The sequence below is a fragment of the Pedobacter frigoris genome, from assembly GCF_032678645.1.
GTDB classification, from domain to species: domain Bacteria; phylum Bacteroidota; class Bacteroidia; order Sphingobacteriales; family Sphingobacteriaceae; genus Pedobacter; species Pedobacter frigoris_A.
This window is the reverse complement of the sequence record NZ_JAVTSP010000002.1, coordinates 650,420-673,617: the sequence shown is the minus strand read 5'-3', so window position 1 is coordinate 673,617 and position 23,198 is coordinate 650,420. Positions and strand designations below refer to the sequence as shown.

The following is a 23,198-nucleotide window of genomic DNA, read 5'->3' as shown; positions in this document are numbered from 1 at the left end:
TTTGCCGCCTTGCCAGTCACCAGGTTTTTTTAGTCTGGTGCTAGATTAAAAGCCTTCTTAGCTCAGCTGGTAGAGCAACTGACTTGTAATCAGTAGGTCATTGGTTCGATTCCGATAGAAGGCTCTTTAAAAACCCAGTCAATTATTTCTCCTTACAGTCTGCAGCTGTAAATGTAAACCTGCCCTTATCAAAATTGATCGGCCTTCCTTTCACAAAATAGGACTTACCCATACTCGTTTCGATCTGCCCAACTCCAAGTATAAGTTTACCGTCTTTTTTTAGAAGAGCAAGTGGGTTTTTATAAATTGTTTGACTCGGACCGATCTTGAAAGTGTAATCAACATATAGGGTATCCCCTTTAAATACCCCCTCAATTTCTCCATCATTCTTATCCTTCTCTACAAAAGTAAAGACCAGGCTTCCTTTAACCTTACCACTTTTTAGCGTCTTTAAATTCAGAAAAGCGGAATCAAGCTTATCTGCCGAGATAAAACATTCAGTTTTAGCGACAACATCAGTCGATTCGTTATTTGTTGCTTTCGATGTCTTATTGCCGCTTTGATTGCAACTAAAAAAAACTAAGACAGCAGCGATAGCAGGGAGATAAAAAATAGAACTTTTCATAGGAAATGATTTGTTTTTTTGAATGGTTAATTGTTCTTCAAGATACATAAAAATATTCTAAGATTCAGCAGGTATATATTCATATTCGGTGAATAATTTCTATTAAGTCTGTTATCCCGGCATTTGACAAATTGTTTCAAATGCTATTCAAATCGTCTCAATGTGCTTTTAAAGAACCTTGTATTTCATTTTTTAATCTAAACTTGTTATTCAATTTTAAATCGAACAACCAAATGAAACTTAAACACGCTGCTTTGCTCACTATGCTGACCGTTCTTTCATTACCTGCCGTTAGTCAGGAAAGGAAAGCACCCGCATATCCGCTGATTACACACGACACCTATTTTAGTATCTGGAGTGCTACTGACGAGATCAATAAGTCTACCACAACCCATTGGTCAGGCAGTAATCTTTCCTTACTTGCTTATGCCAAGGTAGACGGCAAAGTTTATCGCTTGCTTGGTAAGAATGAACCCAGGTACAAAACCCTGGTTCCCGCTGCAGATGAAACACCTTATCAGGTTAACTATTCAGAAAAATCCCCCTCACTAAACTGGGCCTCTTTCAACTTCGATGATTCTTCCTGGCAAAAAGGTGACGCACCCTTTGGCCGTGACGCCGGTAAACCAAAAACCAAATGGGCCAGCAATGATCTTTGGATAAGACGTAGTTTTGACTTCAACGGAAACAATAACGACAAACTATACCTCAAACTATTTCATGACGATAATATCGAAATTTATCTTAATGGGGAACAAGTCTACAAGCATACTGGCTGGACCTCAGGCTTTGAATATATATTGCTTTCCGAAATTGCGAAATCAAAGCTAAAAAAGGGAAAAAATCTAATGGCCATTCATGTAGCAAATACCGCAGGAGGACAATACCTTGATGCCGGAATTGTCAAAGAGGTTGAAGAAAAAGAAGAATCACTTATTATAGAAGCAAAACAGCAATCTGTACAATTAAAGGCTACACAAACCATTTATGACCTTCAATGCGGAAATGTAAATGTTCAAATGGCTTTCACTTCACCTCTTTTATTAAATGACCTTGACTTATTGTCCCGCCCCGTTTCTTACATTTCGTTTCTAGCCAAATCAGTAGACGGGAAACCCCATGAAGTACAAATTTCCTTTGGTGCCTCTACAGATATTGCTGCAAATAATTCGATGCAGGAAGTTAAAGCGGAGAAATACGTATCCGGACAGATCGCTGTACTTAAAGCCGGCACAACAGAACAAACACTACTCACAAGAAAAGACAATGATTCGAGGATAGACTGGGGCTATCTATATCTGGCAACACCTTTGGATCAAAATTCCTCCCAATTTATATCAGATAGCTTCGGAATAAACAATAAAAAAAACAACACATCAACAGGAAAGCAGTTTTTTTTAAACACAACGCTAAACCTTGGTAAAGTATCGGATCAAGCAAAGGAGCAATATGTAATGCTTGGCTATGATGATTTATATTCTGTGCAGTATTTTGGAGAAAACCTGAAACCCTGGTGGAAAAACACTACCGATGACACCATTGAGAAACAACTAAATAAAGCGAGTAAAGATTACTCTTCGATTATGAGGAGATGCACTGCGTTCGACAATGAGATGTATAACAAAGCTCTGCAAATCGGCGGAGTTAGCTATGCTAAATTATGCGAACTGGCCTATCGTCAGTCCATCGCAGCACATAAGTTAGTTAAAAGTCCACAGGGAGATATATTATTCCTGTCCAAGGAAAACTTTAGTGGAAGCTTTATTAACACCGTAGATGTGACGTATCCTTCCGCTCCATTGTTTTTAGAATACAATCCTGAACTGATGAAAGGAATGCTCAATGGCATCTTTTATTATAGTGAAAGCGGAAAATGGAACAAGCCTTATCCGGCACATGATCTTGGAAGTTATCCATTGGCAAATGGACAGACTTACGGAGAAGACATGCCGGTTGAGGAAGCAGGCAACATGATGATCATTACCGCTGCTATTGCCAAGGCAGAAGGGAATGCCGAATACGCTAAAAAGCACTGGAAAACACTTACTACCTGGGCAGAATACTTAAATAAATATGGCTTTGACCCTGCAAATCAGTTATGTACAGATGATTTTGCCGGACATATGGCAAGAAATGCTAATTTATCCGTAAAAGCTATCGTTGGATTGGGATGTTATGCGATGCTGGCTGATATGCTCAAGGAAAATGAGACAGCTAAAAAGTACAATACTATTGCTAAAAAAATGGCTCTGGATTGGATGAAAATTGCAGACAATGGAGATCATTATGTACTTGCATTCGGAAAAGAAGGAACCTGGAGTCAAAAGTACAATCTCGTTTGGGATAAGCTACTTGGACTAAATATCTTCCCCAAAGAGGTAGCACAAAAAGAAATCAAGTACTATCTGACTAAACAAAACACCTATGGATTGCCCCTGGATAGCAGGAAATCATATACAAAATCTGACTGGATCTTATGGACAGCTACGCTGGCAGATCAAAAATCTGATTTTGAGAAACTGGTCCAGCCTGTTTACAAATTCACTTTAGAGACCAATCCACGCGTCCCTCTAACCGACTGGCATGAAACTGAAACAGGAAAAAAGGCAGGTTTTCAGGCAAGAAGTGTTGTTGGCGGATATTTTATTAAATTCCTCGATAAGAGCACGAAGTAATGCTGCTCTTTTTCTAGTCACATTAAGGCCTTCATTTAGTGAAGGCCTCTTTTATTCCAGGGACATCAGCTAACCAAGCATTGATTTTAATAAAAAAACAAACTAAACAAAACAACATGCCATCGGTTATATCATTTCCTGACAACAGGAAATAACTTCGACACCATGAGCATCCCTAAAAAACAAACGTTCTTTTACCGAAATGGATTAACTTTGGTATTTCTCATTTTGTTTTCCATTACACTTGCTGCACAAGCTTTAACCGGATGGAAGTAGCACAATCAGTACCTCAAAGAAGAACATGCTCCAGAAATTAGTTGGGCAGCTTACCTGAAAAGCGGACATTTCATTTCAGCTACATTTGAAAATCTTGAAAGCGAGTTTTTACAAATGTCAATGTATGTCCTGCTAACCATTTCCCTGCGCCAAATTGGTTCAGCGGAATCTAAAAAATTAAACGAAAAAGAAGAGGTTGATCGTGAGCCTAGTCCAAACCCTAAAGCTCCATGGGCAGTCAAAAAAGGGGGATGGATACTCAATTCTATAGCAATTCCTTATCTATCTGTTTGTCCATTAAACATCTGCCCGAGGACAACATTTGGTCTTACCTCAAACAACCAGAATTTTTGGTTTGAGACCTTTCAAAACTGGCAGAGCGAGTTCCTTTCTGTAGCAGCAATTGTTTTTTTTACCATTTATCTCCGCCAAAAAGGCTCACCTGAATCTAAACCGGTCGACGCACCGCATATGGAAACCGGAAAATAATAAAGGCATAAAAAAAGCCTTGATGTTGATTTAGCATCAAGGCTCTTAGTAGCCCGTAGGGGAATCGAACCCCTGTTTCCAGAATGAAAATCTGGCGTCCTAACCCCTAGACGAACGGGCCATTCTTCACAACTTTACAAATTCAGCGCCCTTATATATCGCTCGTATTGTCGTAACGGGATGCAAAGATAAAATTCATAATCGTTTTATAAAACTTTTTTTAAAAATCTTAATTCTTTACAACTTTAAACTCGGTTCTCCTATTCTACTGGTGTTCTTCAGAAGAACATTTCACGCCATTATTACATCTATTGTTTATGGCTATCGCAGCTAATTCTCAGCAACCGTCATTTTTACTAAAATCACGGTTAAAAAGCACCTTGTTATTTCGCTCATCCAGGCAGGCTTTCCCGTTAGCCATGGACAACGACTTTGGGGGTCGCTTAGTCTCATTTTTAATTCCACGATTAGCAAATACTAGTCCGCTCACCACAACCAGCGGTAAGATCAGCGCATAGATGACATTTTTTTTATTTTTCATATCCTTTCAAATTGATTCAACGAATCTACTTTGATATTTTTCGGGGCGCGTGATTTGGATTGTAAATAAAAATCTAAACTTTGTAAATAAACTATAAAATAGTAGGGAATCAGTCGCCTTAGCGATTTACCGAAGTAGCAATCCGAATTGGGAAGGAGCAAAACAACAAGCATAAAAAAAGCATCAACCGTATTGATTGATGCTTTTTTCTGTAGCCCGTAGGGGAATCGAACCCCTGTTTCCAGAATGAAAATCTGGCGTCCTCACCCCTAGACGAACGGGCCATTTAAGATTGCCTCAGTCTTTAACAACTGCGAACCTTTTGGTAGCGGGGACCAGACTCGAACTGATGACCTTCGGGTTATGAGCCCGACGAGCTACCAACTGCTCCACCCCGCACTATATACAATCCTTTAAGTTTCGTTATTTGTTTAACTCTTCTTCCGAATTGGAATGCAAAGATATAATTCGTTTCTTTGTGGTGCAAATTTATTTTAAAAAATATTTTCTATGTCACACAAAGCTGGTTTTGTTAGTATCATCGGTAAGCCAAATGTAGGCAAATCAACCCTTATGAATGCCCTGGTGGGCGAAAAGCTTTCTATCATTACTCCGAAAGCGCAGACCACACGTCACCGTATTCTGGGAATTGTTAACGAAGAAAGCTATCAAATTGTATTTTCCGACACTCCGGGCATCATAATTCCGCGTTACGGACTGCAAGATTCTATGATGAGTTCTGTAAAAGGAGCGCTTACCGATGCAGATCTTATTCTCTTCGTAACGGATATTAATGAGCAGCATGATGAAAATGATGTACTTGAGAAAATCAGCAATTCAACAATCCCACTTATTGTACTGATCAATAAAATAGATAACGCAACACAAGAACAGGTAGACGAAAAAATTGCACACTGGCAGGAGAAGTTAAACCCCAAACATATATTTGCGATATCTGCCCTTCACCAGTATAACCTGGAAGGAATCATGACAACTGTTCTTGAATTCCTGCCTGAGCATGACCCTTTTTATGACAAAGAAGATCTTACTGACCGCAATCAACGTTTTTTCGTCTCCGAGATCATCAGGGAAAAAATCTTCACCAACTATCAGAAAGAAATTCCATATAGTACCGAAGTAATCATTACTTCGTTTAAAGAAGAAGAAAAAATCACGCGCATCAGTGCCGAAATCATTGTAGAACGCGATTCTCAAAAGAACATACTTATTGGAAAAGGAGGCGCTATGCTCAAGAAAGTAGGTACAGAATCACGTAAAGACATTGAGAAGTTTTTAGATCAGAAAGTCTTCCTGGAAACCTTTGTAAAGGTAATTCCTGATTGGCGCAGCAAAAAGAACTATCTAAAAAGTTTCGGGTACGAAAATTAAGCGTACCTTTGCAACCCCTTAATAATTAATACAATTCACAATAGACCATGAGTAACATTATCGCAATCGTCGGAAGACCAAACGTAGGCAAATCTACCCTCTTTAACCGCTTGACAGAAAGCCGTAAAGCCATCGTTGACGATTTTAGCGGAGTTACCCGTGATCGTCACTACGGATCAGCAGAGTGGACAAACAGACAATTCACGGTGATTGATACTGGTGGTTATGTAGCCAATTCGGAAGACGTATTCGAAGCAGCAATCCGTGAACAGGTAATTATAGCCATTGAAGAAGCTACAGTTTTATTGTTTATGGTTGATGTAACCACAGGTATTACTGACCTGGATGATGAAATTGCACAATTACTAAGAAGAAGTAAAAAGCCAGTATTTACAGTAGTAAATAAGGTTGACAATACCCAACTACAAAATGAAGCATCTGTATTTTACGGATTTGGTTTAGGCGAGATCTATGCCATATCTTCAATGACTGGCTCAGGAACCGGAGATTTACTTGATGATGTAATTGAACATTTCGAAGATGTTCCTGAAGATGAAAATGCACTACCTAAAATAACAATTGTCGGCCGTCCCAATGTAGGAAAATCATCATTGATCAATGCCTTAATAGGTAAAGACAGAAATATAGTAACACCAATAGCTGGCACAACCCGCGATTCCATACACATTCACTACAACCAGTTTGGCCACGAATTCATGTTTATTGATACAGCCGGATTACGTAAAAAAACAAAGGTTAAGGAGAACATAGAGTTTTACTCAGTGATGCGTACGATCAAGGCTCTTGAAGAAGCTGACGTAGTAATCCTGATGATCGATGCTGTAGAAGGTCTGGAGTCACAGGATGTAAATATTTTCCATCTTGCGGAGAAAAACAAAAAAGGCATTGTTATACTAGTAAATAAATGGGACCTGATCGAGAAAAACAGCAAAACCGTAAATGTATTTGAAGATCAGATTCGTCAAAAACTACAACCATTTACAGATGTCCCTATTATTTTCACTTCAGTTGTCAACAAACAACGTATTTTCCAGGCTATTGAAGGTGCATTAGAAGTATTCAAAAACCGAGGCAAAAAAATCCCTACATCTAAACTAAATGATGTAATGCTTCCTATCATAGAAAAATATCCGCCACCGGCATTAAAAGGCAAATACATCAAAATCAAATACATCACTCAGATCAATGGAACATCTCCAATGTTTGCTTTCTTCTGCAACTTGCCTCAATATATAAAAGAGCCGTATAAACGCTTTATAGAGAACAAGCTTCGTGAAAACTTTGATTTTAGTGGAGTACCTATTCAGATCTACTTCAGACAAAAATAACAAGTAATAAATCAGGTTATTGCAGGCTGTTAATCGCCTGCTTTACTACAGCATCACTTAGGTTAAGCGCTTTATAATAACCCGCATCACCTAAGTGATACTTGCATAAAAGCACTTTCATATCATTTAAGATCACGGGTTTTGCCGTAGCAAGCTGCTTGGCATCAATAGCAATACTCTGCGTCTGGACATACTTTAGAAAATCCTTAAAATCAGCATCGCTTACATTAAAGGTAGTTAAGTTCTGTTCAAGAAAACTGCCGGTATAACGGCTGGCAAGTACATCATACACAAAATCAAGTAATATGCGTTTAGATGAAAGCGTACTATAGAATTTATTATACCCACTTGTATCCAGTTTCACATAGATATCAGGCTGAATTCCACCGTGAAGAAACCTGCCTTTCACACTGTCTTTTTTAACAACCTTACCAGAAGTTAGCTCTCCATCACTAAACCTGCTCTCTATTTCATTTTGATAAGCCCTGTAGCCTTCTTTATAAGATTTTTGTATACTCCTGCCAGAAGGGGTATAATACCTTGCAATAGTCAGATTTAATGCTGATCCATCCCCAAATGGAAATTGCTCTTGTACAAGCCCCTTTCCGAATGACCTACGCCCAATGATAATACCGCGTTTTAAATCCTGAACTGCCCCTGCCAGAATTTCACTGGCTGATGCAGAATTCTCATTGATCAACACAGCAAGTTTGCCATCTTCAAACTCTCCTCCACCAGTTGCTATGTAATCAGTACGGGGCTCATGTTTACCCTGAGTATATACAATCAGTTTATTTTCCTGTAAAATCTGATTGGCCAAACCTGTGGCCGCTGTGAGATATCCCCCGCCGTTATCACGAAGATCAAGCACCAGCTTTTTCATCCCTGCTGTCTTCAAAGTTTTAACCGATTCTATAAAGTCCTTATCTGTTTCGGCACCAAACTTACTAATGCGAATATAACCGACATCCCCATTCAGCATGTATGAGGCATCAATACTACTTACTTTTACCCTGTCCCGCTTAACCGTAAAAACCACAGCCTGTGCATTTCCCGGGTGCATAATCGTCAGTTTCACAGGAGTACCTTTGCGGCCTTTAATTTTGCCCATCATCTGTTCACGTGGCAAAGACTTACCACTCACATATACCGTATCTATTTTAAGGATCTTATCCCCCTGCTTTATCCCGGCTAAATAAGCTGGCCCATCTTTAACTACATTAGTGACCAGCAGCGTATCCTTCAAAATATAATACTCGATGCCTATACCACCAAAATTACCGCTCAAATTCTCAGTAAGCTCATTTGCTTTTGCAGGAGGAAGATAAATACTATGTGGGTCAAGCTTATGTAATAAGCTGTCAATAGGCAAATGATTTAGTGTATCTGCATTGATATCGTCAACATAATTTTTGTTAATGATATGGATGATTTCATCCACTTTATCTGCATTATTATCTGCCAAATGAACGCTCTTTTTAAACTCATACCCCTGATCCTTTAAAAACTTGTATCCCAGGAACATTCCGCCAATTAGAGTAACAGAATATGTCAGGGCAATTAGGAGATTTATGCGGGTATTATTTTTCATTATTTTAGACGTTGTAAAGTTATAAAATTACACCGTCATTTAAGTAATTAACCCTCAATCATTTTTATTGTTTAACCTAATTTATTTTATGTTAACGTTTCCATCTCGGTTTTCACAAAAAAACACAATAATTTCAACCGTTTTTCGTCTATTACTTCGCGTTTAAAAAGAAAATCACCAATTTTAACAAACCATTACTAGCTTTACCTCTACTAATGGAATATAAAAGATACGTCTCAAGAGTTATCTGACAAACGAAGACAATAATAATAAGGAAAAAACAGAACAATGATAAGAGTAACGGAGCAAGAGTCAAAGTATAACGACATAGATAAAATGTCTGTACTTGAAATTCTAAAGGGGATAAACAATGAAGACAAAACAGTTCCTCAGGCCGTTGAAAAAGCTATCCCACAGATAGAGAAGCTGGCTTCTGCTGTTGCGGAAAGAATGACAAAGGGAGGAAGGTTATTTTATATTGGCGCCGGTACCAGCGGGCGCCTTGGTGTTGTTGATGCTTCTGAATGCCCTCCGACCTTCGGTGTACCGTTCGACTGGGTTGTAGGAATCATTGCTGGAGGAGATACTGCAATCAGAAGAGCAGTAGAAAATGCAGAAGATGATAGTAAACAGGCATGGATAGATCTGCAGGAGTTTAGCATTAATGAAAAAGACTCACTTATAGGACTGGCAGCTTCCGGAACTACTCCGTACGTTATTGGCGGATTAAATACCGCTCGTAAGCATGGTGTTTTAACAGGATGCATAGTATGCAATGAAGGCAGCCCTATTGCTGCCGAAAGTGATTTCCCGGTAGAAGTAGTCGTTGGTCCGGAATTCCTTACAGGCTCTACACGCATGAAGTCCGGAACAGCGCAAAAGCTGATTTTGAATATGCTCAGCACTGCGGTAATGATCAGGCTTGGTCGTGTAAAAGGCAACAAAATGGTAGATATGCAATTGACAAACCATAAATTGGTAGACCGGGGCACTCAAATGGTAATGGATGAATTAAACATTGATCATGATCAGGCTGCCGATCTGCTGATCCGTTATGGAAGTGTCCGAAAAGCAGTTGAAGCCAGTCAGCATTAAATTCTAAAACCTATATCATGCACGAAATAGAACCCTTTTATCTTTGGCGCGATGACTACATAGCGGCAGAAGATGAACGTTCGCCTTTTTACAATACTGAATATTCTGAGTTCTACTTCGACAAGCAACTCTATAATTTTCTGATCCATCCTCAATGGGATGACTTTGGCTCAAACACCATGTATATCAAGGTATTATTTGCTGATTACGACAGGAACTATGCAATCATCGAATTTATTGGAGAATGGAATGACGCCATAAACAATGACATTATGCTCTTAAAAAGAGAGATCATAGAACTCATGATGGATGAAGGAATTAATAAGTTTATTCTTATTGGAGAGAACATACTTAATTTCCACTCCTCAGAAGACAGTTATTATGAGGAATGGTTTCAGGAAGTGGAGGATGGCTGGATAACAGGAATCAATTTCCAGGAACATGTAATCAATGAATTCAGGAACAGCAATATAGATTATTACATTAATTTTGGCGGGCAGCTTGACGATTTGGCATGGAGAACATTGAAACCATTGCAATTTTTCAAGAAAGTTGAAGAAATCCTGACAAAAAGGCTTGGGGCATAGCTTTTGCATGATTAAAACAATTCGTACCTTTAAAACAAAATTAAAACAAATGGATAATAACAATAATTACGATTGGGCACAAAAATCAGTTTTTGTGGAAAACCAAACTGGAGTAGTTGCTAAGAAATTCTTTGCAAGCGTATTCTTATGGATGTTCGTAGCATTGAGCGTATCTTCTTTAGTTGCTTTTTACATCTCAGCCAACACTGAAATTCTCGCTAACTTTTTCAACACTGAAACTGGGAAACCGAATATCCTTGGATGGGTGGCATTACTAGCCCCATTGGGTATTTCACTGCTTATGAGTGGTGGAATGAGCAGATTTTCGTATGGCGTTATTATTGGTCTATACCTATTATTTGCTGCAGTATTTGGCATTACTTTAAGTTTATACCTGTTGACCTATACTTCTGCTTCTGTTATTAGTTGTTTTGTAGGTGCAGCCGGTATTTTTGGAATTATGGCAGTGCTGGGATACACTACAGATGTTGACCTGAGCAAATTCGGCCCGATATTGATGGTAGGAGTAGGTGGACTCATCATTGCAAGTATCGCAAACATCTTTATTCAAAGTCAAGGTTTCAGTTTGGTGATGGCATTTATTGGTATTGCCATATTTACAGCATTAACCGCCTATAACGTACAGATGCTAAAGAGAATTGGTCAGGGTATTGAAGAAAGTGGAGCGAAAATGGATGCAGACGCAAAGAAATTGGCCGTTATTGGAGCCATGTCACTTTACATCAGCTTCATTCAGATCTTCATGTATCTTTTAAGAATATTCGGAGACAGAAGATAAAAACTTTAACTCAATTTAAAAGGGTGCCCAAAAGGCACCCTTTTTTTGTTTTACCACTATTTTGTTCATCACGTGATGCGCTTATTCAGCCAATAACAACAAGGTCCCAGTTCGCTATCAGTAAGGTCTTAGTTAGGTCTCTGCCCGGTCAACAGGACCTTGCTCACAGCTTTCATATAGGTGTCACACAATGAAGTAGTAGGGTACTGTTGTAGGCTATAGTTAGGTTCTAAATATGTAACAAATCAACCAATTTTAAGGAAAAATAATTTTAAAAAATATTTTGCTAAGTTTACTGTGTAAAAACTACACACTTAAACCACTATAATGAAACAAAAATTTATTCCTTACGTGCTTAGGGCGGCAATTATCATCTGCCTTCCGTTTATTTTCTTAGGAAGCTCGGTTAAGAAACCTGCACCAAAATTCAAATGGCAACAACTTTTCAACGGCAAAGACCTTAAAGGTTGGGAACCCAAAATACGATACCATGATCTCAATGATAATTGGGGTAATACATTCCGTATCGTAGATGGAAAAATTCAGGTCAACTACGACCAATACACAAAATTTGATGAACAATTTGGACACCTCTTCTATAAAAAACCTTATTCTTATTACCTCATAGGTGTAGAATATCGCTTTACGGGTGATCAGGTGAAAGGCGGACCAGGATGGGCTTTCCGCAATAGCGGCATCATGATCCATGGTCAGGATCCGGCAACTATGAAAAAAGATCAGGATTTCCCCAACTCTATTGAAGTCCAGTTATTAGGCGGAGCAGGTAATGGCGACCGTTCTACAGCAAACCTTTGTACACCAGGCACTCAGTTCGTATTAAACGGCAAAGTAATCAAAGCCCACTGTATAGAATCAAGATCTAAAACTTTCAATGGAGATCAATGGGTTCGTGTAGAAGTACTTGCATTAGGAGATTCTACCATTGTACACTACGTAAACGGCGAAGAGGTTTTACGTTATGACAGGCCTCAGAAAGATCCCGTTGGTGGCGCTGCAGAAGGTGAACTTATTAAAGGAGGGTCAATTTCATTGCAAAGTGAAAGCCATCCTGTTGAATTCAGAAAAGTAGAAATCATCGACCTCGAAAAATACGCCAAAGATCCAAAAAAGCTAAAAGAAGTTGTAGACCAGCTAATGGCAGAAAAAAGAGTAGCAAAACAATAAACACTAAACAAACACACACATGATTAAATTTTCACTGACATTGATATCTTCAATTATCATTGTCTTAGGATTAAATAATTTCTTCGGAGGACCTAAAAACGCCGGAGCTGACCCACCTGAATTGGTGATCACACCTTTTGCAGGACCTGATGTAACCCCTAGTCCTGCCTGTCTTGCAGTTGCCGCAACTGGAGAAGTCTTCGTTGGGGTCGACATGATCGGGTCTTTAGGTAAAGATCCAGATAAAGGCCGTATCCTTAAATTGGTAGACAAAAACAATGACGGCAAAATGGACGAGCATACTGAGTTTGCCATGGTTGATAATCCACGTGGAATCATCGCCTCAGGAGACCAGGTTTTTGTTTTACATACTACCTTCTCTAAAGAAACACGCAAAGCCACAGGAATGGATCTTGTCGTTTTTGAAGATAAAAACAAAGACGGTAAAGCAGATGGTCCGGCCAAACCGCTTATCCAAAACCTGAGCAATACAAAATATATCCAGGAACGCGGAACTGACCATGCAACAAACGGTATCCGCCTGGGAATAGATGGATGGATCTATATCGCTGTAGGTGATTTTGGATTCCATGATGCAGTAGATCGTTCTGGCAAAAAGATGACCATGTTGGGTGGCGGTATTGTTCGCGTACGCCCTAATGGCACTGAAATGGAGGTTTATACCCATGGAACACGTAACGTTTATGACGTAGCAATTGATCCGTATATGAACATCTTCACCCGCGAAAACACAAATGATGGTGGTGGCTGGAACGTACGTTTCTCTCATCACGTGCAATCAGGAGAATATGGGTACCCTCTTTTATTCCAAAATTTCACAGATGAGATGCTTCCTGCACTGGCCGACCTGGGTGGTGGTTCGGGTACAGGCGCACTATACATGAGCGAAGATACCTGGCCTGAAAAATACAACAACGTACCTATGATGGCCGACTGGGGAAGAAGCATGTTATACATCCACAGGGTTACTACTGATGGACCGAGCTTTACTCAAAAAGAAGAAGATTTTATTAAACTACCTCAAATCACCGATCTTGATGTAGATGGTTCAGGCAGGCTTTACCTTGCCGCCTGGGATGGTGCAGGTTACTCTGGCAATCCATCTAAAGGTTATGTCGTTCGCGCAGTACCTACCAACTGGACTTACAAAGCTTTCCCTAATGTAGCAAAAGCAAGTGTTAGCCAGCTGGCCGCTATGCTTAAATCAGGTAGTGCCGTAGCACGATTAACTGCTTCTCAGGAACTACTTACCCATCCGGCAAAAGAAGCCGCAGATGCCGCTTTAAAAATTGCTGCAGATGCTAAGCTTCCATTGTACTCACGTGTGGCAGGTATATTCACTTATGCACAGGCAGCCGGAGCAGACGGAATCCAGGCCCTTGTCCAATTCACCAAAGAAGACGCCATCAGAGAATTCGCCTTAAAAGCACTTGCTGACCGTAAGGATTACGTACAAAATGTGCCGAGCGAGCCTTTTTTAGCTGGACTAAAAGACCCTTCTGTTCGTGTTCAGGCAGCAGCAATCATCGGCCTTGGCCGACTTGGCCGCACTGATGCTGCAAAAGCTTTACTGCAAACTAAAGTTCCTGCTTCATTTGTTGCACCAGCAAAAGGTACTGAAGGTCCTCATGCTACTCCAAATTCAGCAATTGTACTTCCGCACCTAGCTGTTCAGGCATTGGTAAACCTAAAGGCTGTAGATGCTTGCGTAGCAGCCATTGGCACTGAAAACTCAAGCCTTGCATTATGGGCACTGCGTTATATGCACGACAAAAGAGCGGTTGACGGGTTGGTATACTTTTATGAACAGTCAAAAGACGAAAATCTAAAGAAACAAATTCTGATCACCATGGCTCGTCTTTATAGAGAAGAAGCATCTTACGATGCCTCATGGTGGTGGGGTACCAGACCAGATTCTCACGGCCCGTATTACAAAGCTGTACTTTGGAAATCATCGCCTGCGATCGAGTCATTCCTAATCGGAGAATGGGAAAAAGCACCCTCTGCTGATAAATCATTTTTTGTAGACCTGAATGCCCGCCACCGCATGGAAATCCCTGCTTTTGGTACAGAAGAAAAACTTGCCGCTAAAAATGAGCCTAAGATTGACCTGGAAAAAATCAAAAACCAAAAGGGTCAGGTAGGAAAATCATCTATCGAAGATGTGTTGCTTGCGATAGCCAAGCTGCCTGGTGATCCTGTAAAAGGTAAAGCATTATTTTCGCGTCAAGGCTGTGTAGCTTGTCATAGCATCAGCAAAGGAGAACAAATGAAAGGACCATTTATGGGTCAGATCGGATCGATCATGAACCGTGAGCAAATTGCTGAATCTATCTTGAAACCGGATGCCTCTATTTCACAAGGATTTGCCACAGTGATGATTAATGCAAAAAAAGACCAGACTTACATGGGATTCATTACCGAGGAAACCGCTACTAAAGTAGTATTAAGAAATATTGCAGGTGAAGTCTTTACAATTAAATCAAGCGATATCCTCTCGCGTAAGGAAATGGAGAATTCAATGATGCCTGCTGGATTAGCAAATTCTTTGTCTTATGAAGAACTGGCTTCATTGGTAACCTTCCTTTCTCAACAAAAGAAGTAATTACTCCCAGCTTCGGGTCTGCTATGGGCCTGCTTCGGGTCTGCTTCGGATAATAGGTACCTTTATCCGAAGCAGACCTTACTCAGTTACGGTTCAGTCCCCTACCTGTCCACCAGTAGCCCGATTACATACACCTATCTGGTATAAGCAGAATTTAATTTTAAATCCTGTCACTATTTGCAACACTCCTGCAATTTTATAGCGTTAAATCTCCGATTTTTTGGAATTGATTTTTCTTTGTTGCATTTTTGTAGTGCTTATAGAGAAAGACGGAGGGATTAGACCCTGCGAAGTCTTAGCAACCTGTGCTTACAAGGTGCTACATTCTACTGGAACCGGCGCCGGTTATCCGAAAGATAAGTTAAGTAATGGCACTTCAGCTATTATCATACTAGACCTCGAAATCCTCTTTCTAAGCTTTGTATGTAGTGAGTTCGGCACTTGTTTAGGTTTTATTGCCTCTATCAAAAATAGCTTATTACATGCTCATATGATATTTTTTTAATGAACATCAGAGAAGAACTAGAAAAAAGAATCTTGATCATTGATGGTGCGATGGGCACCATGATTCAACGTTACACCTTAACTGAAGAAGACTTTAGAGGTGAACGATTCAAAGATCATCCGTGTGACGTGAAAGGCAATAATGACTTGCTGAACCTCACCCGACCGGACATCATTAAGGCCATCCATACCGAATATTTAAAAGCGGGAACGGATATTATTGAAACCAATACCTTCAGTACGCAGCGTATTTCCCTGGCAGATTACCAGATGGAAGAGCTGGACTATGAAATGAGTTTTGAAGGCGCTAAAATTGCCAAAGAGGCCACAAATGAATTCATGCAGGCTAATCCAAGCCGTAAATGTTTTGTAGCAGGTGCAGTGGGCCCTACGAACAGGACCCTTTCCATCTCGCCGGATGTAAACGATCCTGGCTTCAGGGCATTGACATTCGATGAGCTGGTAGATGCTTACTATGTACAGATCCGTGGACTGGTAGACGGTGGGTCAGACCTATTGCTGATTGAGACAATCTTTGACACTTTAAATGCAAAGGCAGCAATATATGCTATTAAAAAATATGAAGAGGTAATCGGCCGTAAGATCGAGATCATGATCTCCGGCACCATTACTGATGCTTCGGGAAGAACCTTGTCTGGTCAGACTGCTGAAGCTTTCCTGAATTCTGTAATCCATGCTAACCCTTTAAGTATCGGGTTCAACTGTGCTTTGGGCGCTAAGGACATGAGGCCACACATTGAAGAGCTTTCTGCGAAAGCCGGATGTTATGTTTCAGCTTATCCTAATGCCGGATTACCAAATGAATTCGGTGCTTACGACGAAATGCCGCATGAAACTGCTCACCTTGTTGAGGATTTTATTCAGCATGGATTTGTAAATATTGTAGGCGGATGCTGTGGCACCACTCCCGAGCATATCGGTTGTATTGCCGAAAAAGCTAAAAATGTATCCCCACGCAAAATCCCCCAGATAGCACCTCACATGAGGTTAAGCGGATTGGAGCCCGTGACATTAACACCAGAAAGTATTTTTGTCAATATCGGCGAGCGTACCAATATCACAGGTTCCCCTAAATTCTCTAAGCTGATCCTGAGCGGAGATTTTGAAGCTGCACTCACCGTAGCCCGCCAACAGGTAGAAGGTGGTGCACAGGTGATCGACGTAAACATGGACGAAGGGATGATCGATTCGGAAGCAGCCATGACCAAGTTCCTGAACCTGATCGCCTCTGAACCTGATATTTCTAAACTGCCCATCATGGTCGATTCCTCTAAATGGACGGTTATTGAAGCGGGTCTGAAATGTCTGCAGGGCAAGGGGATCGTAAATTCCATCTCCCTGAAAGAGGGTGAAGACAAGTTCAGAGAAAGCGCACGCAGGATCATGACCTATGGTGCCGCCATAGTAGTAATGGCTTTCGATGAGAAAGGACAGGCAGACAATTACGAAAGAAGAGTAGAGATCTGTAAAAGGTCTTATGACATATTGGTAGATGAAATTGGTTTCCCGCCACAGGACATCATTTTTGACCCGAACATTCTGACGGTAGCAACCGGATTGGAAGAGCACAACAATTATGCTGTTGATTTTATCAACGCCACCCGTTGGATCAAGGAAAACCTGCCTCATGCAAGAGTAAGTGGCGGTGTATCTAACATCTCTTTCTCCTTCAGGGGAAATAATACCGTAAGGGAAGCCATGCACTCTGCGTTCCTGTATCATGCCATCAAAGCAGGGCTCGATATGGGTATTGTAAATGCGGGTATGCTTGAAGTTTACCAGGAAATTCCACCAGAGTTATTGGTGCTGGTAGAAGATGTATTGCTCAACCGCCGAGATGATGCCACAGAGCGACTGGTTGAATTTGCAGACACCATTAAGTCTAAAGGCAAGGAAATCGTACGTGATGAGGAATGGAGAAAAGAACCGGTAGAATCAAGGTTATCGCACGCATTGGTAAAAGGAATTATTGAATACCTGGATGCCGATGTGGAAGAAGCGAGGCAAAAATATACCCGTCCAATTCAGGTGATAGAAGGCCCGTTAATGGATGGAATGAACATCGTGGGTGACTTATTTGGCGCCGGAAAGATGTTTCTGCCACAGGTAGTAAAATCTGCCCGTGTAATGAAAAAAGCGGTAGCTTACTTGTTGCCATTTATTGAACAGGAAAAACTGGACAACCCTGATCAGGATCAGAATTCATCTGCTGGAAAAGTATTGATGGCCACTGTAAAAGGTGATGTGCATGATATCGGAAAGAACATCGTTGGTGTAGTACTGGCTTGTAATAACTTTGAGATCGTGGATATGGGTGTGATGGTACCTGCACAGGACATCATTAAAAAGGCCAAGGAGATCAACGCTGACATCATTGGATTGAGTGGATTGATTACTCCTTCTCTTGATGAAATGGTTCATTTCGCCAAAGAAATGGAGCGTGAAGGTTTTACCATTCCCTTGATCATTGGTGGCGCTACCACCTCCAGAATTCATGCTGCTGTAAAAGTGGCGCCCAATTATTCTGGTCCGGCGATACACGTATTGGATGCTTCAAGAAGTGTGACTGTTTGCAGTACGCTGATGAACAAAGATACCCGTGACGAGTATATTGCCGGCATCAGGGCTGAGTATGATAAGGCCCGTGAAGCGCATTTAAACAAGCGTTCAGACAAGCGTTTTAAAACCATTGAAGAAGCAAGGAAAAGTAACTTTAAGATAGACACTGCTATGGTTGCCCCCGCCCCTGCTTTCACAGGGACAAAGATATTTGAAGATTATCCTTTGGAAGAGTTGGTTCCGTATATCGACTGGACTCCGTTTTTCCAGACCTGGGAACTGCGCGGTAGTTATCCCCGCATTCTGGAGGATAAGGCCGTTGGTGATGAAGCCCGTAAGCTATTTGCAGATGCGCAGGCTTTACTGAAACGCATAGTAGATGAAAAACTGTTGACCGCAAAAGCGGTTATAGGTTTCTGGCCTGCCAATGCAGTTGGAGATGATATTGTTTTGGATGTACAAGGCAAAGAAGTGGTGATCCATACCCTTCGCCAGCAGGCAGAGAAAGTAGATGGACAGCCTTATTATGCCTTATCAGATTTTGTAGCCCAAAAGGAAACAGGGATTCCAGATTATTTTGGGGGGTTTGCGCTCACTACAGGTATTGGCTGTGATGAATTGGTTGCTGAGTTTGAAGCGGTTTATGACGACTATAACAGCATTATGGCTAAGGCACTGGCCGACAGGCTTGCCGAGGCATTCGCAGAAAAGATGCATGAAATGGTACGTAAAGATTACTGGGGATATGCAAAGGATGAGCACCTGAGCAATGAAGCGTTGATCAAAGAGGAATATTCAGGTATCCGTCCGGCACCGGGTTATCCGGCTTGTCCTGAACATACCGAGAAAGGCACTTTGTTTGAATTATTGGATGCAGAGAACAGAATAGGCTTGCGCCTGACTGAAAGCTATGCCATGTACCCAACCGCAGCAGTAAGCGGATTTTATTTCGCACATCCTCAATCCAGGTATTTTGGTCTGGGTAAAATCACTAAAGACCAGATTGAAGATTATGCGATTAGAAAGGACATGCCGATAGAGGAAGTAGAAAGATGGCTTAGCCCTAATTTAGCTTATTAATAATTTAAACAAACCAGACAATGAAAATTGTAGACCATATAAAAAACGCAAACGGTAAAACGTTATTCTCTTTTGAGCTGTTACCCCCAATAAAAGGCCAGAGTATTAAAGGCATTTTTGATGCCATTGATCCGTTGATGGAATTCAATCCTCCTTTTATTGACGTAACTTATCTGCGTGAAGATTATATATACAAACAACATGCAAATGGCTTATTGGAAAAAGTTGCTTACCGCAAACGTCCGAGCACAGTAGCTACTTGTGCTGCCATTATGAATAAATACAAAGTGGACGCAGTTCCTCACCTGATCTGCGGTGGCTTTAATAAAGATGAAACAGAGAATGCATTGATCGATCTGCAGTTTTTAGGGATAGACAATGTACTTGCACTGCGTGGCGATGCCCGCAAAAGTGACAGCTCATTTGTCCCTACTCCTGACGGGCATGCTTATGCATCAGAACTCGTTAGCCAGGTTTCGGATATGAACAATGGACGTTATCTTCATGACGACATAGGTGAACTGGAACGTACTGATTTTTGCATCGGAGTAGCCGGATATCCTGAAAAGCACTTTGAATCTCCAAACCTGGATACAGATTTTAAATACTTAAAATTAAAAGTTGATCTCGGAGCAGAATTCATTGTTACACAGATGTTTTTTGACAACCAGAAGTATAAGGCCTTTGTAGACAAATGCCGTGAAAATGGGATTAATGTTCCTATCATCCCAGGATTAAAACCAATTACCAGCAGTAAACAACTGGTGAGTTTACCTAAAGTGTTCCACCTGGATATTCCTGTTGAACTGAGTGAAGCAGTACAGGCTTGTAAATCTGAAAAAGATGTAAAAGCAATTGGCATCGAATGGATGATTAATCAATGCAAGGAATTAAGAGAAATGGGCGCCCCTGTATTACACTTTTATACAATGGGTAACCCTGAACCTACTAAAAAGATTGCTCAGGCAATATTTTAGTACCATTAGTTAATTTCTGGAATACTCTTTGTATATTTCATACCTAAAAGAGGATGTATCATAGATTCTGAGTAAAATCTACTGTACATCCTCTTTACTACTAATTTGTTAGCTATGAAAAAACTGGTAATTCTTACGTTTGTTTTTGCCTGCGCTTTAAATGCATGCACAACAATAAAACCCGGAACAATAGGAAATGGAGGTTTATCTCAACTGAGCGGCACATGGGAACTGAACTACATTTCAGGACCAAGGATCGCTTTTAATGGATTATATCCAGGTAAAAAACCTACCATTAAATTTGAAGTAGCCGAAAAGAGAGTAAGCGGAAACACCAGCTGTAATTCATTTTCAGGAACTTTAGTGGCTGATGACACCACGATAAATTTAACCGGGCCTTTTGCCATGACAAAAATGGCCTGCCCTGGTGAAGGAGAGACCACTTTTATAGAAATGCTCAAGAAAGTAGGTACTTATAGTATTACCAGTGACACCACGCTCAACTTTATGATGGGTGATATCGCAATTATGCGGTTCAATAAGAAATAACCCGGCCCCTCGATAATGATTGGGTTAGCGATTACTTAAATATGCTTTAAAAGATTCAAAGCTGGTATCCATATGTGTTGCCAGCTTTTCTTTTTTACTCAGTTCTGCAACCTGCCCAGGTATTTCAATACGTGCCTTAATTTCTTCAGGAAAAATATCCGGGAATTTGCAGGCATGCGCAGTTGAAAGGAATATTCCTGTTGATCCTGAATTGTCTTTCTGATACTCTTTTAATGCCAGCCAGGCTATCGCTGTATGCGGACAAGCGACATAAGCATAGGTATCAAAAATATCTTTTATAGCCTGTAAGGTTTGCTCATCAGTATAGCTTTTACTCTTCACGATTTGTTTCAAAGCAGCCTCATCATTTTTAAACAGGTCCATGATCCTTACCCAATTGCTTGGCGCACCAACGTCCATCGCATTGGCATAAGTCTGTACTGAAGGCTTAGTTTCATACACCCCCGTTTCCAAAAATCTTGGAACAGTATCATTCGCATTCGTAGCGGCGATAAACTGCTTCACCGGCAATCCCATTTTATAGGCCAGTAAACCAGCACCTATATTACCGAAATTACCACTTGGCACTGAAAACACGACATCACTTTTCCCCTGTCTTTTTAATTGTGCATAGGCATTGAAATAATAGAATGTCTGAGGGATTAGCCTCGAGATATTGATAGAGTTCGCAGAAGTAAGACGGAGTTTTTGATTCAGTTCTTCATCACCAAATGCTTGTTTCACCAAGGCCTGACAATCATCAAATGTACCGTCAACTTCAATAGCATAAATATTATTCCCGTTCGTACACAATTGCAGCTCCTGTACCTCACTTACCTTGCCTTTAGGGTACAAGATCGTCACGCGTGTATTTGGCACATTCAAGAACCCTAATGCTACTGCGCCTCCGGTATCCCCCGAAGTAGCAACAAGAACATCCAGCATTTTTTCATTGTCCTTTAGGAAATACCCCATAACCCGGCTCATAAACCTTGCGCCAAAATCTTTAAAGGCAAGAGAAGGGCCATGAAATAGTTCAAGCACATAGGTATCCTGATCCAATTCCACTACGGGAGCCTCAAAGTTGATGGCATCGTCTATAATTGACTGCAGGTCTTCCAATGGAATAGCGTCTTTCATCAATACTGAAGCTACTTTATAGGCGATTTGAGATAGAGTAAATTTATCAATATGATCTATGAACTCCTGATCCAGTTCCGGTATGTGAACTGGCATATATAGGCCTTTGTCCAACGGCATACTGTTGAATACCGCAGTTGCAAAGTCCACATTTAAATCACGATTGTTGGTACTGTATAGTTTCATTTTGGTTGATTTAATCCAATATTATTGGTCCTTTTTTATTGACTTCAGATACAAAAGCAAGACTGTTGATGCTGATAGATTGTAAATGTTGCTGTAGCTTCTTAGTAATCTTTGCAGCAGTATCTGCATCTTTAGTCAGTGCAAATACTGAAGGCCCGGAGCCGGAGATACCAAAACCTACGGCACCGTTTCTTAAGGCCTGTGATTTTAGCTTCGCAAAATCAGGAATAAGGATCGATCTTGTTGGCTCCACCAGTATATCCGTCATACTTCTCCCGATCAGATCATAGTCCTTCATGAAAAGTCCGCTCACTAAACCGGCTACGTTACCCCATTGTGTTACCGCATCCTTCAGCAATACCTTAGATCGGATCATCTGACGCGCATCTTTTGTCGGCACATCCACTTCCGGGTACACTATCGCAGCGTGCATATCCTCAGGAAACGGAAGGCTGATGATATCAAGCGGATCATAACTTCTGATCAAAACAAATCCACCCATTAAGGCAGGAGCTACATTATCGGCATGTCCATAACCACAGGCCAGCTCTTCACCTTTCATTGCAAAAGGGACAAGCGCTTTATTAGTGAGCAGGTCATCAAACAAGGTATTAACCGCAAATAAGCCTGCTACTGTACTGGCGGAACTGGATCCCAGTCCGCTGCCTATCGGCATTTTTTTATGAAGTTCTATATCGATGCCTACATCGGGTTTTCCAATATGATTCAGATAATGCTGTACGCTGGCACTTACCGTATTTTTAGCCGGGTTCAATGGCAGTTTACCATCATCTCCTGTTATTTTTGAGATCGTTATTCCTTTACCATCCGTTAGTCGCATGATCACCTCATCACCGGGCTGGTTTACTGCAAAGCCAAGAACATCATAACCACACACTACATTGGCTACTGTAGCTGGGGCAAATACTTTTATTGATTTTTTATTGAAACTCAT

General features: G+C 40.8%; 17 protein-coding genes, 4 tRNA genes and 1 riboswitch. Of the genes, 13 read left to right on the top strand and 8 right to left on the bottom strand.

What is annotated here, in order from left to right; genetic code table 11:
- Nucleotides 1–51 precede the first annotated feature (51 nt).
- Nucleotides 52–124 (top strand) — tRNA-Thr (locus tag R2Q78_RS09285).
- Nucleotides 125–142: 18 nt separating this feature from the next.
- Here R2Q78_RS09285 and R2Q78_RS09280 read toward each other — a convergent pair.
- Entirely contained in the window at nucleotides 143–625 is a 483-nt protein-coding gene (locus R2Q78_RS09280) for a hypothetical protein (protein WP_316791072.1), read from the bottom strand.
- A 233-nt stretch (nucleotides 626–858) separates the two neighbouring features.
- Here R2Q78_RS09280 and R2Q78_RS09275 point away from each other — a divergent pair, with 233 nt between their 5' ends.
- A complete protein-coding gene (locus R2Q78_RS09275; protein WP_316791070.1) occupies nucleotides 859–3,300 on the top strand; it encodes a glutaminase family protein in 2,442 nt (813 codons plus the stop codon).
- 312 nt (nucleotides 3,301–3,612) lie between these two features.
- Nucleotides 3,613–4,065 (top strand): DUF6766 family protein, encoded by a 453-nt coding sequence (locus R2Q78_RS09270; RefSeq protein ID WP_410478486.1) that lies wholly within the window; start codon nucleotides 3,613–3,615, stop codon nucleotides 4,063–4,065.
- A 49-nt stretch (nucleotides 4,066–4,114) separates the two neighbouring features.
- Here R2Q78_RS09270 and R2Q78_RS09265 read toward each other — a convergent pair.
- The 4 genes from R2Q78_RS09265 to R2Q78_RS09250 form a co-directional block, all read right to left on the bottom strand.
- A tRNA-Glu gene (locus R2Q78_RS09265) sits at nucleotides 4,115–4,186 on the bottom strand.
- A 216-nt stretch (nucleotides 4,187–4,402) separates the two neighbouring features.
- On the bottom strand, nucleotides 4,403–4,606 hold the full coding sequence (locus R2Q78_RS09260; RefSeq protein ID WP_316791068.1) for a hypothetical protein: 204 nt from the start codon (nucleotides 4,604–4,606) through the stop codon (nucleotides 4,403–4,405).
- A 212-nt stretch (nucleotides 4,607–4,818) separates the two neighbouring features.
- A tRNA-Glu gene (locus R2Q78_RS09255) sits at nucleotides 4,819–4,890 on the bottom strand.
- Nucleotides 4,891–4,929: 39 nt separating this feature from the next.
- Nucleotides 4,930–5,005 (bottom strand) — tRNA-Met (locus tag R2Q78_RS09250).
- Between the two features lie 111 nt (nucleotides 5,006–5,116).
- Here R2Q78_RS09250 and era point away from each other — a divergent pair.
- Both era and der read left to right on the top strand, forming a co-directional pair.
- Nucleotides 5,117–5,995, top strand: a complete 879-nt coding sequence (gene era, locus R2Q78_RS09245; RefSeq protein ID WP_316791066.1) for a GTPase Era — start codon at nucleotides 5,117–5,119, stop codon at nucleotides 5,993–5,995.
- Between the two features lie 47 nt (nucleotides 5,996–6,042).
- Nucleotides 6,043–7,344: a ribosome biogenesis GTPase Der gene (gene der, locus R2Q78_RS09240; RefSeq protein ID WP_316791063.1), complete on the top strand. Its 1,302-nt coding sequence runs from the start codon at nucleotides 6,043–6,045 to the stop codon at nucleotides 7,342–7,344.
- 16 nt (nucleotides 7,345–7,360) lie between these two features.
- Here the strand turns inward: der and R2Q78_RS09235 are convergent, their stop codons facing one another.
- Nucleotides 7,361–8,935 (bottom strand): S41 family peptidase, encoded by a 1,575-nt coding sequence (locus R2Q78_RS09235; protein WP_316791061.1) that lies wholly within the window; start codon nucleotides 8,933–8,935, stop codon nucleotides 7,361–7,363.
- 288 nt (nucleotides 8,936–9,223) lie between these two features.
- Here R2Q78_RS09235 and murQ point away from each other — a divergent pair, with 288 nt between their 5' ends.
- From murQ to R2Q78_RS09195, 8 genes are all read left to right on the top strand, one after another.
- A complete protein-coding gene (gene murQ / locus R2Q78_RS09230) occupies nucleotides 9,224–10,030 on the top strand; it encodes an N-acetylmuramic acid 6-phosphate etherase (RefSeq protein ID WP_316791059.1) in 807 nt (268 codons plus the stop codon).
- Between the two features lie 17 nt (nucleotides 10,031–10,047).
- On the top strand, nucleotides 10,048–10,617 hold the full coding sequence (locus R2Q78_RS09225) for a hypothetical protein (protein WP_136837194.1): 570 nt from the start codon (nucleotides 10,048–10,050) through the stop codon (nucleotides 10,615–10,617).
- A 49-nt stretch (nucleotides 10,618–10,666) separates the two neighbouring features.
- A complete protein-coding gene (locus tag R2Q78_RS09220; RefSeq protein ID WP_316791056.1) occupies nucleotides 10,667–11,416 on the top strand; it encodes a Bax inhibitor-1/YccA family protein in 750 nt (249 codons plus the stop codon).
- A 327-nt stretch (nucleotides 11,417–11,743) separates the two neighbouring features.
- The gene (locus R2Q78_RS09215; RefSeq protein ID WP_316791054.1) at nucleotides 11,744–12,601 is read left to right on the top strand and encodes a DUF1080 domain-containing protein; all 858 of its coding nucleotides are present in this window, start codon (nucleotides 11,744–11,746) and stop codon (nucleotides 12,599–12,601) included.
- 19 nt (nucleotides 12,602–12,620) lie between these two features.
- Nucleotides 12,621–15,227: a c-type cytochrome gene (locus tag R2Q78_RS09210; RefSeq protein WP_316791052.1), complete on the top strand. Its 2,607-nt coding sequence runs from the start codon at nucleotides 12,621–12,623 to the stop codon at nucleotides 15,225–15,227.
- A 254-nt stretch (nucleotides 15,228–15,481) separates the two neighbouring features.
- Nucleotides 15,482–15,590, top strand: a riboswitch (SAM riboswitch).
- 141 nt (nucleotides 15,591–15,731) lie between these two features.
- Entirely contained in the window at nucleotides 15,732–19,391 is a 3,660-nt protein-coding gene (gene metH, locus R2Q78_RS09205) for a methionine synthase (protein ID WP_316791050.1), read from the top strand.
- A gap of 20 nt (nucleotides 19,392–19,411) precedes the next feature.
- A complete protein-coding gene (gene metF, locus R2Q78_RS09200; protein WP_316791048.1) occupies nucleotides 19,412–20,368 on the top strand; it encodes a methylenetetrahydrofolate reductase [NAD(P)H] in 957 nt (318 codons plus the stop codon).
- Between the two features lie 114 nt (nucleotides 20,369–20,482).
- Nucleotides 20,483–20,917 carry an META domain-containing protein gene (locus R2Q78_RS09195; RefSeq protein ID WP_316791046.1) on the top strand — a complete coding sequence of 145 codons (435 nt, stop codon included), beginning with the start codon at nucleotides 20,483–20,485 and terminating at the stop codon, nucleotides 20,915–20,917.
- 24 nt (nucleotides 20,918–20,941) lie between these two features.
- On the opposite strand, the gene thrC is transcribed toward R2Q78_RS09195, so the two are convergent.
- Nucleotides 20,942–22,243 (bottom strand): threonine synthase, encoded by a 1,302-nt coding sequence (thrC, locus tag R2Q78_RS09190; RefSeq protein WP_316791044.1) that lies wholly within the window; start codon nucleotides 22,241–22,243, stop codon nucleotides 20,942–20,944.
- Nucleotides 22,244–22,253: 10 nt separating this feature from the next.
- On the bottom strand, nucleotides 22,254–23,198 hold the full coding sequence (locus R2Q78_RS09185; RefSeq protein ID WP_316791042.1) for a homoserine kinase: 945 nt from the start codon (nucleotides 23,196–23,198) through the stop codon (nucleotides 22,254–22,256).

Excerpts from the sequence above, each read along its gene's own strand:
- R2Q78_RS09280 (WP_316791072.1), bottom strand. The coding sequence starts at position 625 with ATGAAAAGTTCTATTTTTTATCTCCCTGCTATCGCTGCTGTCTTAGTT.
- R2Q78_RS09275 (WP_316791070.1), top strand. The coding sequence starts at position 859 with ATGAAACTTAAACACGCTGCTTTGCTCACTATGCTGACCGTTCTTTCA.
- R2Q78_RS09260 (WP_316791068.1), bottom strand. The coding sequence starts at position 4,606 with ATGAAAAATAAAAAAAATGTCATCTATGCGCTGATCTTACCGCTGGTT.
- era (WP_316791066.1), top strand. The coding sequence starts at position 5,117 with ATGTCACACAAAGCTGGTTTTGTTAGTATCATCGGTAAGCCAAATGTA.
- der (WP_316791063.1), top strand. The coding sequence starts at position 6,043 with ATGAGTAACATTATCGCAATCGTCGGAAGACCAAACGTAGGCAAATCT.
- R2Q78_RS09235 (WP_316791061.1), bottom strand. The coding sequence starts at position 8,935 with ATGAAAAATAATACCCGCATAAATCTCCTAATTGCCCTGACATATTCT.
- murQ (WP_316791059.1), top strand. The coding sequence starts at position 9,224 with ATGATAAGAGTAACGGAGCAAGAGTCAAAGTATAACGACATAGATAAA.
- R2Q78_RS09225 (WP_136837194.1), top strand. The coding sequence starts at position 10,048 with ATGCACGAAATAGAACCCTTTTATCTTTGGCGCGATGACTACATAGCG.
- R2Q78_RS09220 (WP_316791056.1), top strand. The coding sequence starts at position 10,667 with ATGGATAATAACAATAATTACGATTGGGCACAAAAATCAGTTTTTGTG.
- R2Q78_RS09215 (WP_316791054.1), top strand. The coding sequence starts at position 11,744 with ATGAAACAAAAATTTATTCCTTACGTGCTTAGGGCGGCAATTATCATC.
- R2Q78_RS09210 (WP_316791052.1), top strand. The coding sequence starts at position 12,621 with ATGATTAAATTTTCACTGACATTGATATCTTCAATTATCATTGTCTTA.
- metH (WP_316791050.1), top strand. The coding sequence starts at position 15,732 with ATGAACATCAGAGAAGAACTAGAAAAAAGAATCTTGATCATTGATGGT.
- metF (WP_316791048.1), top strand. The coding sequence starts at position 19,412 with ATGAAAATTGTAGACCATATAAAAAACGCAAACGGTAAAACGTTATTC.
- R2Q78_RS09195 (WP_316791046.1), top strand. The coding sequence starts at position 20,483 with ATGAAAAAACTGGTAATTCTTACGTTTGTTTTTGCCTGCGCTTTAAAT.
- thrC (WP_316791044.1), bottom strand. The coding sequence starts at position 22,243 with ATGAAACTATACAGTACCAACAATCGTGATTTAAATGTGGACTTTGCA.
- R2Q78_RS09185 (WP_316791042.1), bottom strand. The coding sequence starts at position 23,198 with ATGAGTTTCAATAAAAAATCAATAAAAGTATTTGCCCCAGCTACAGTA.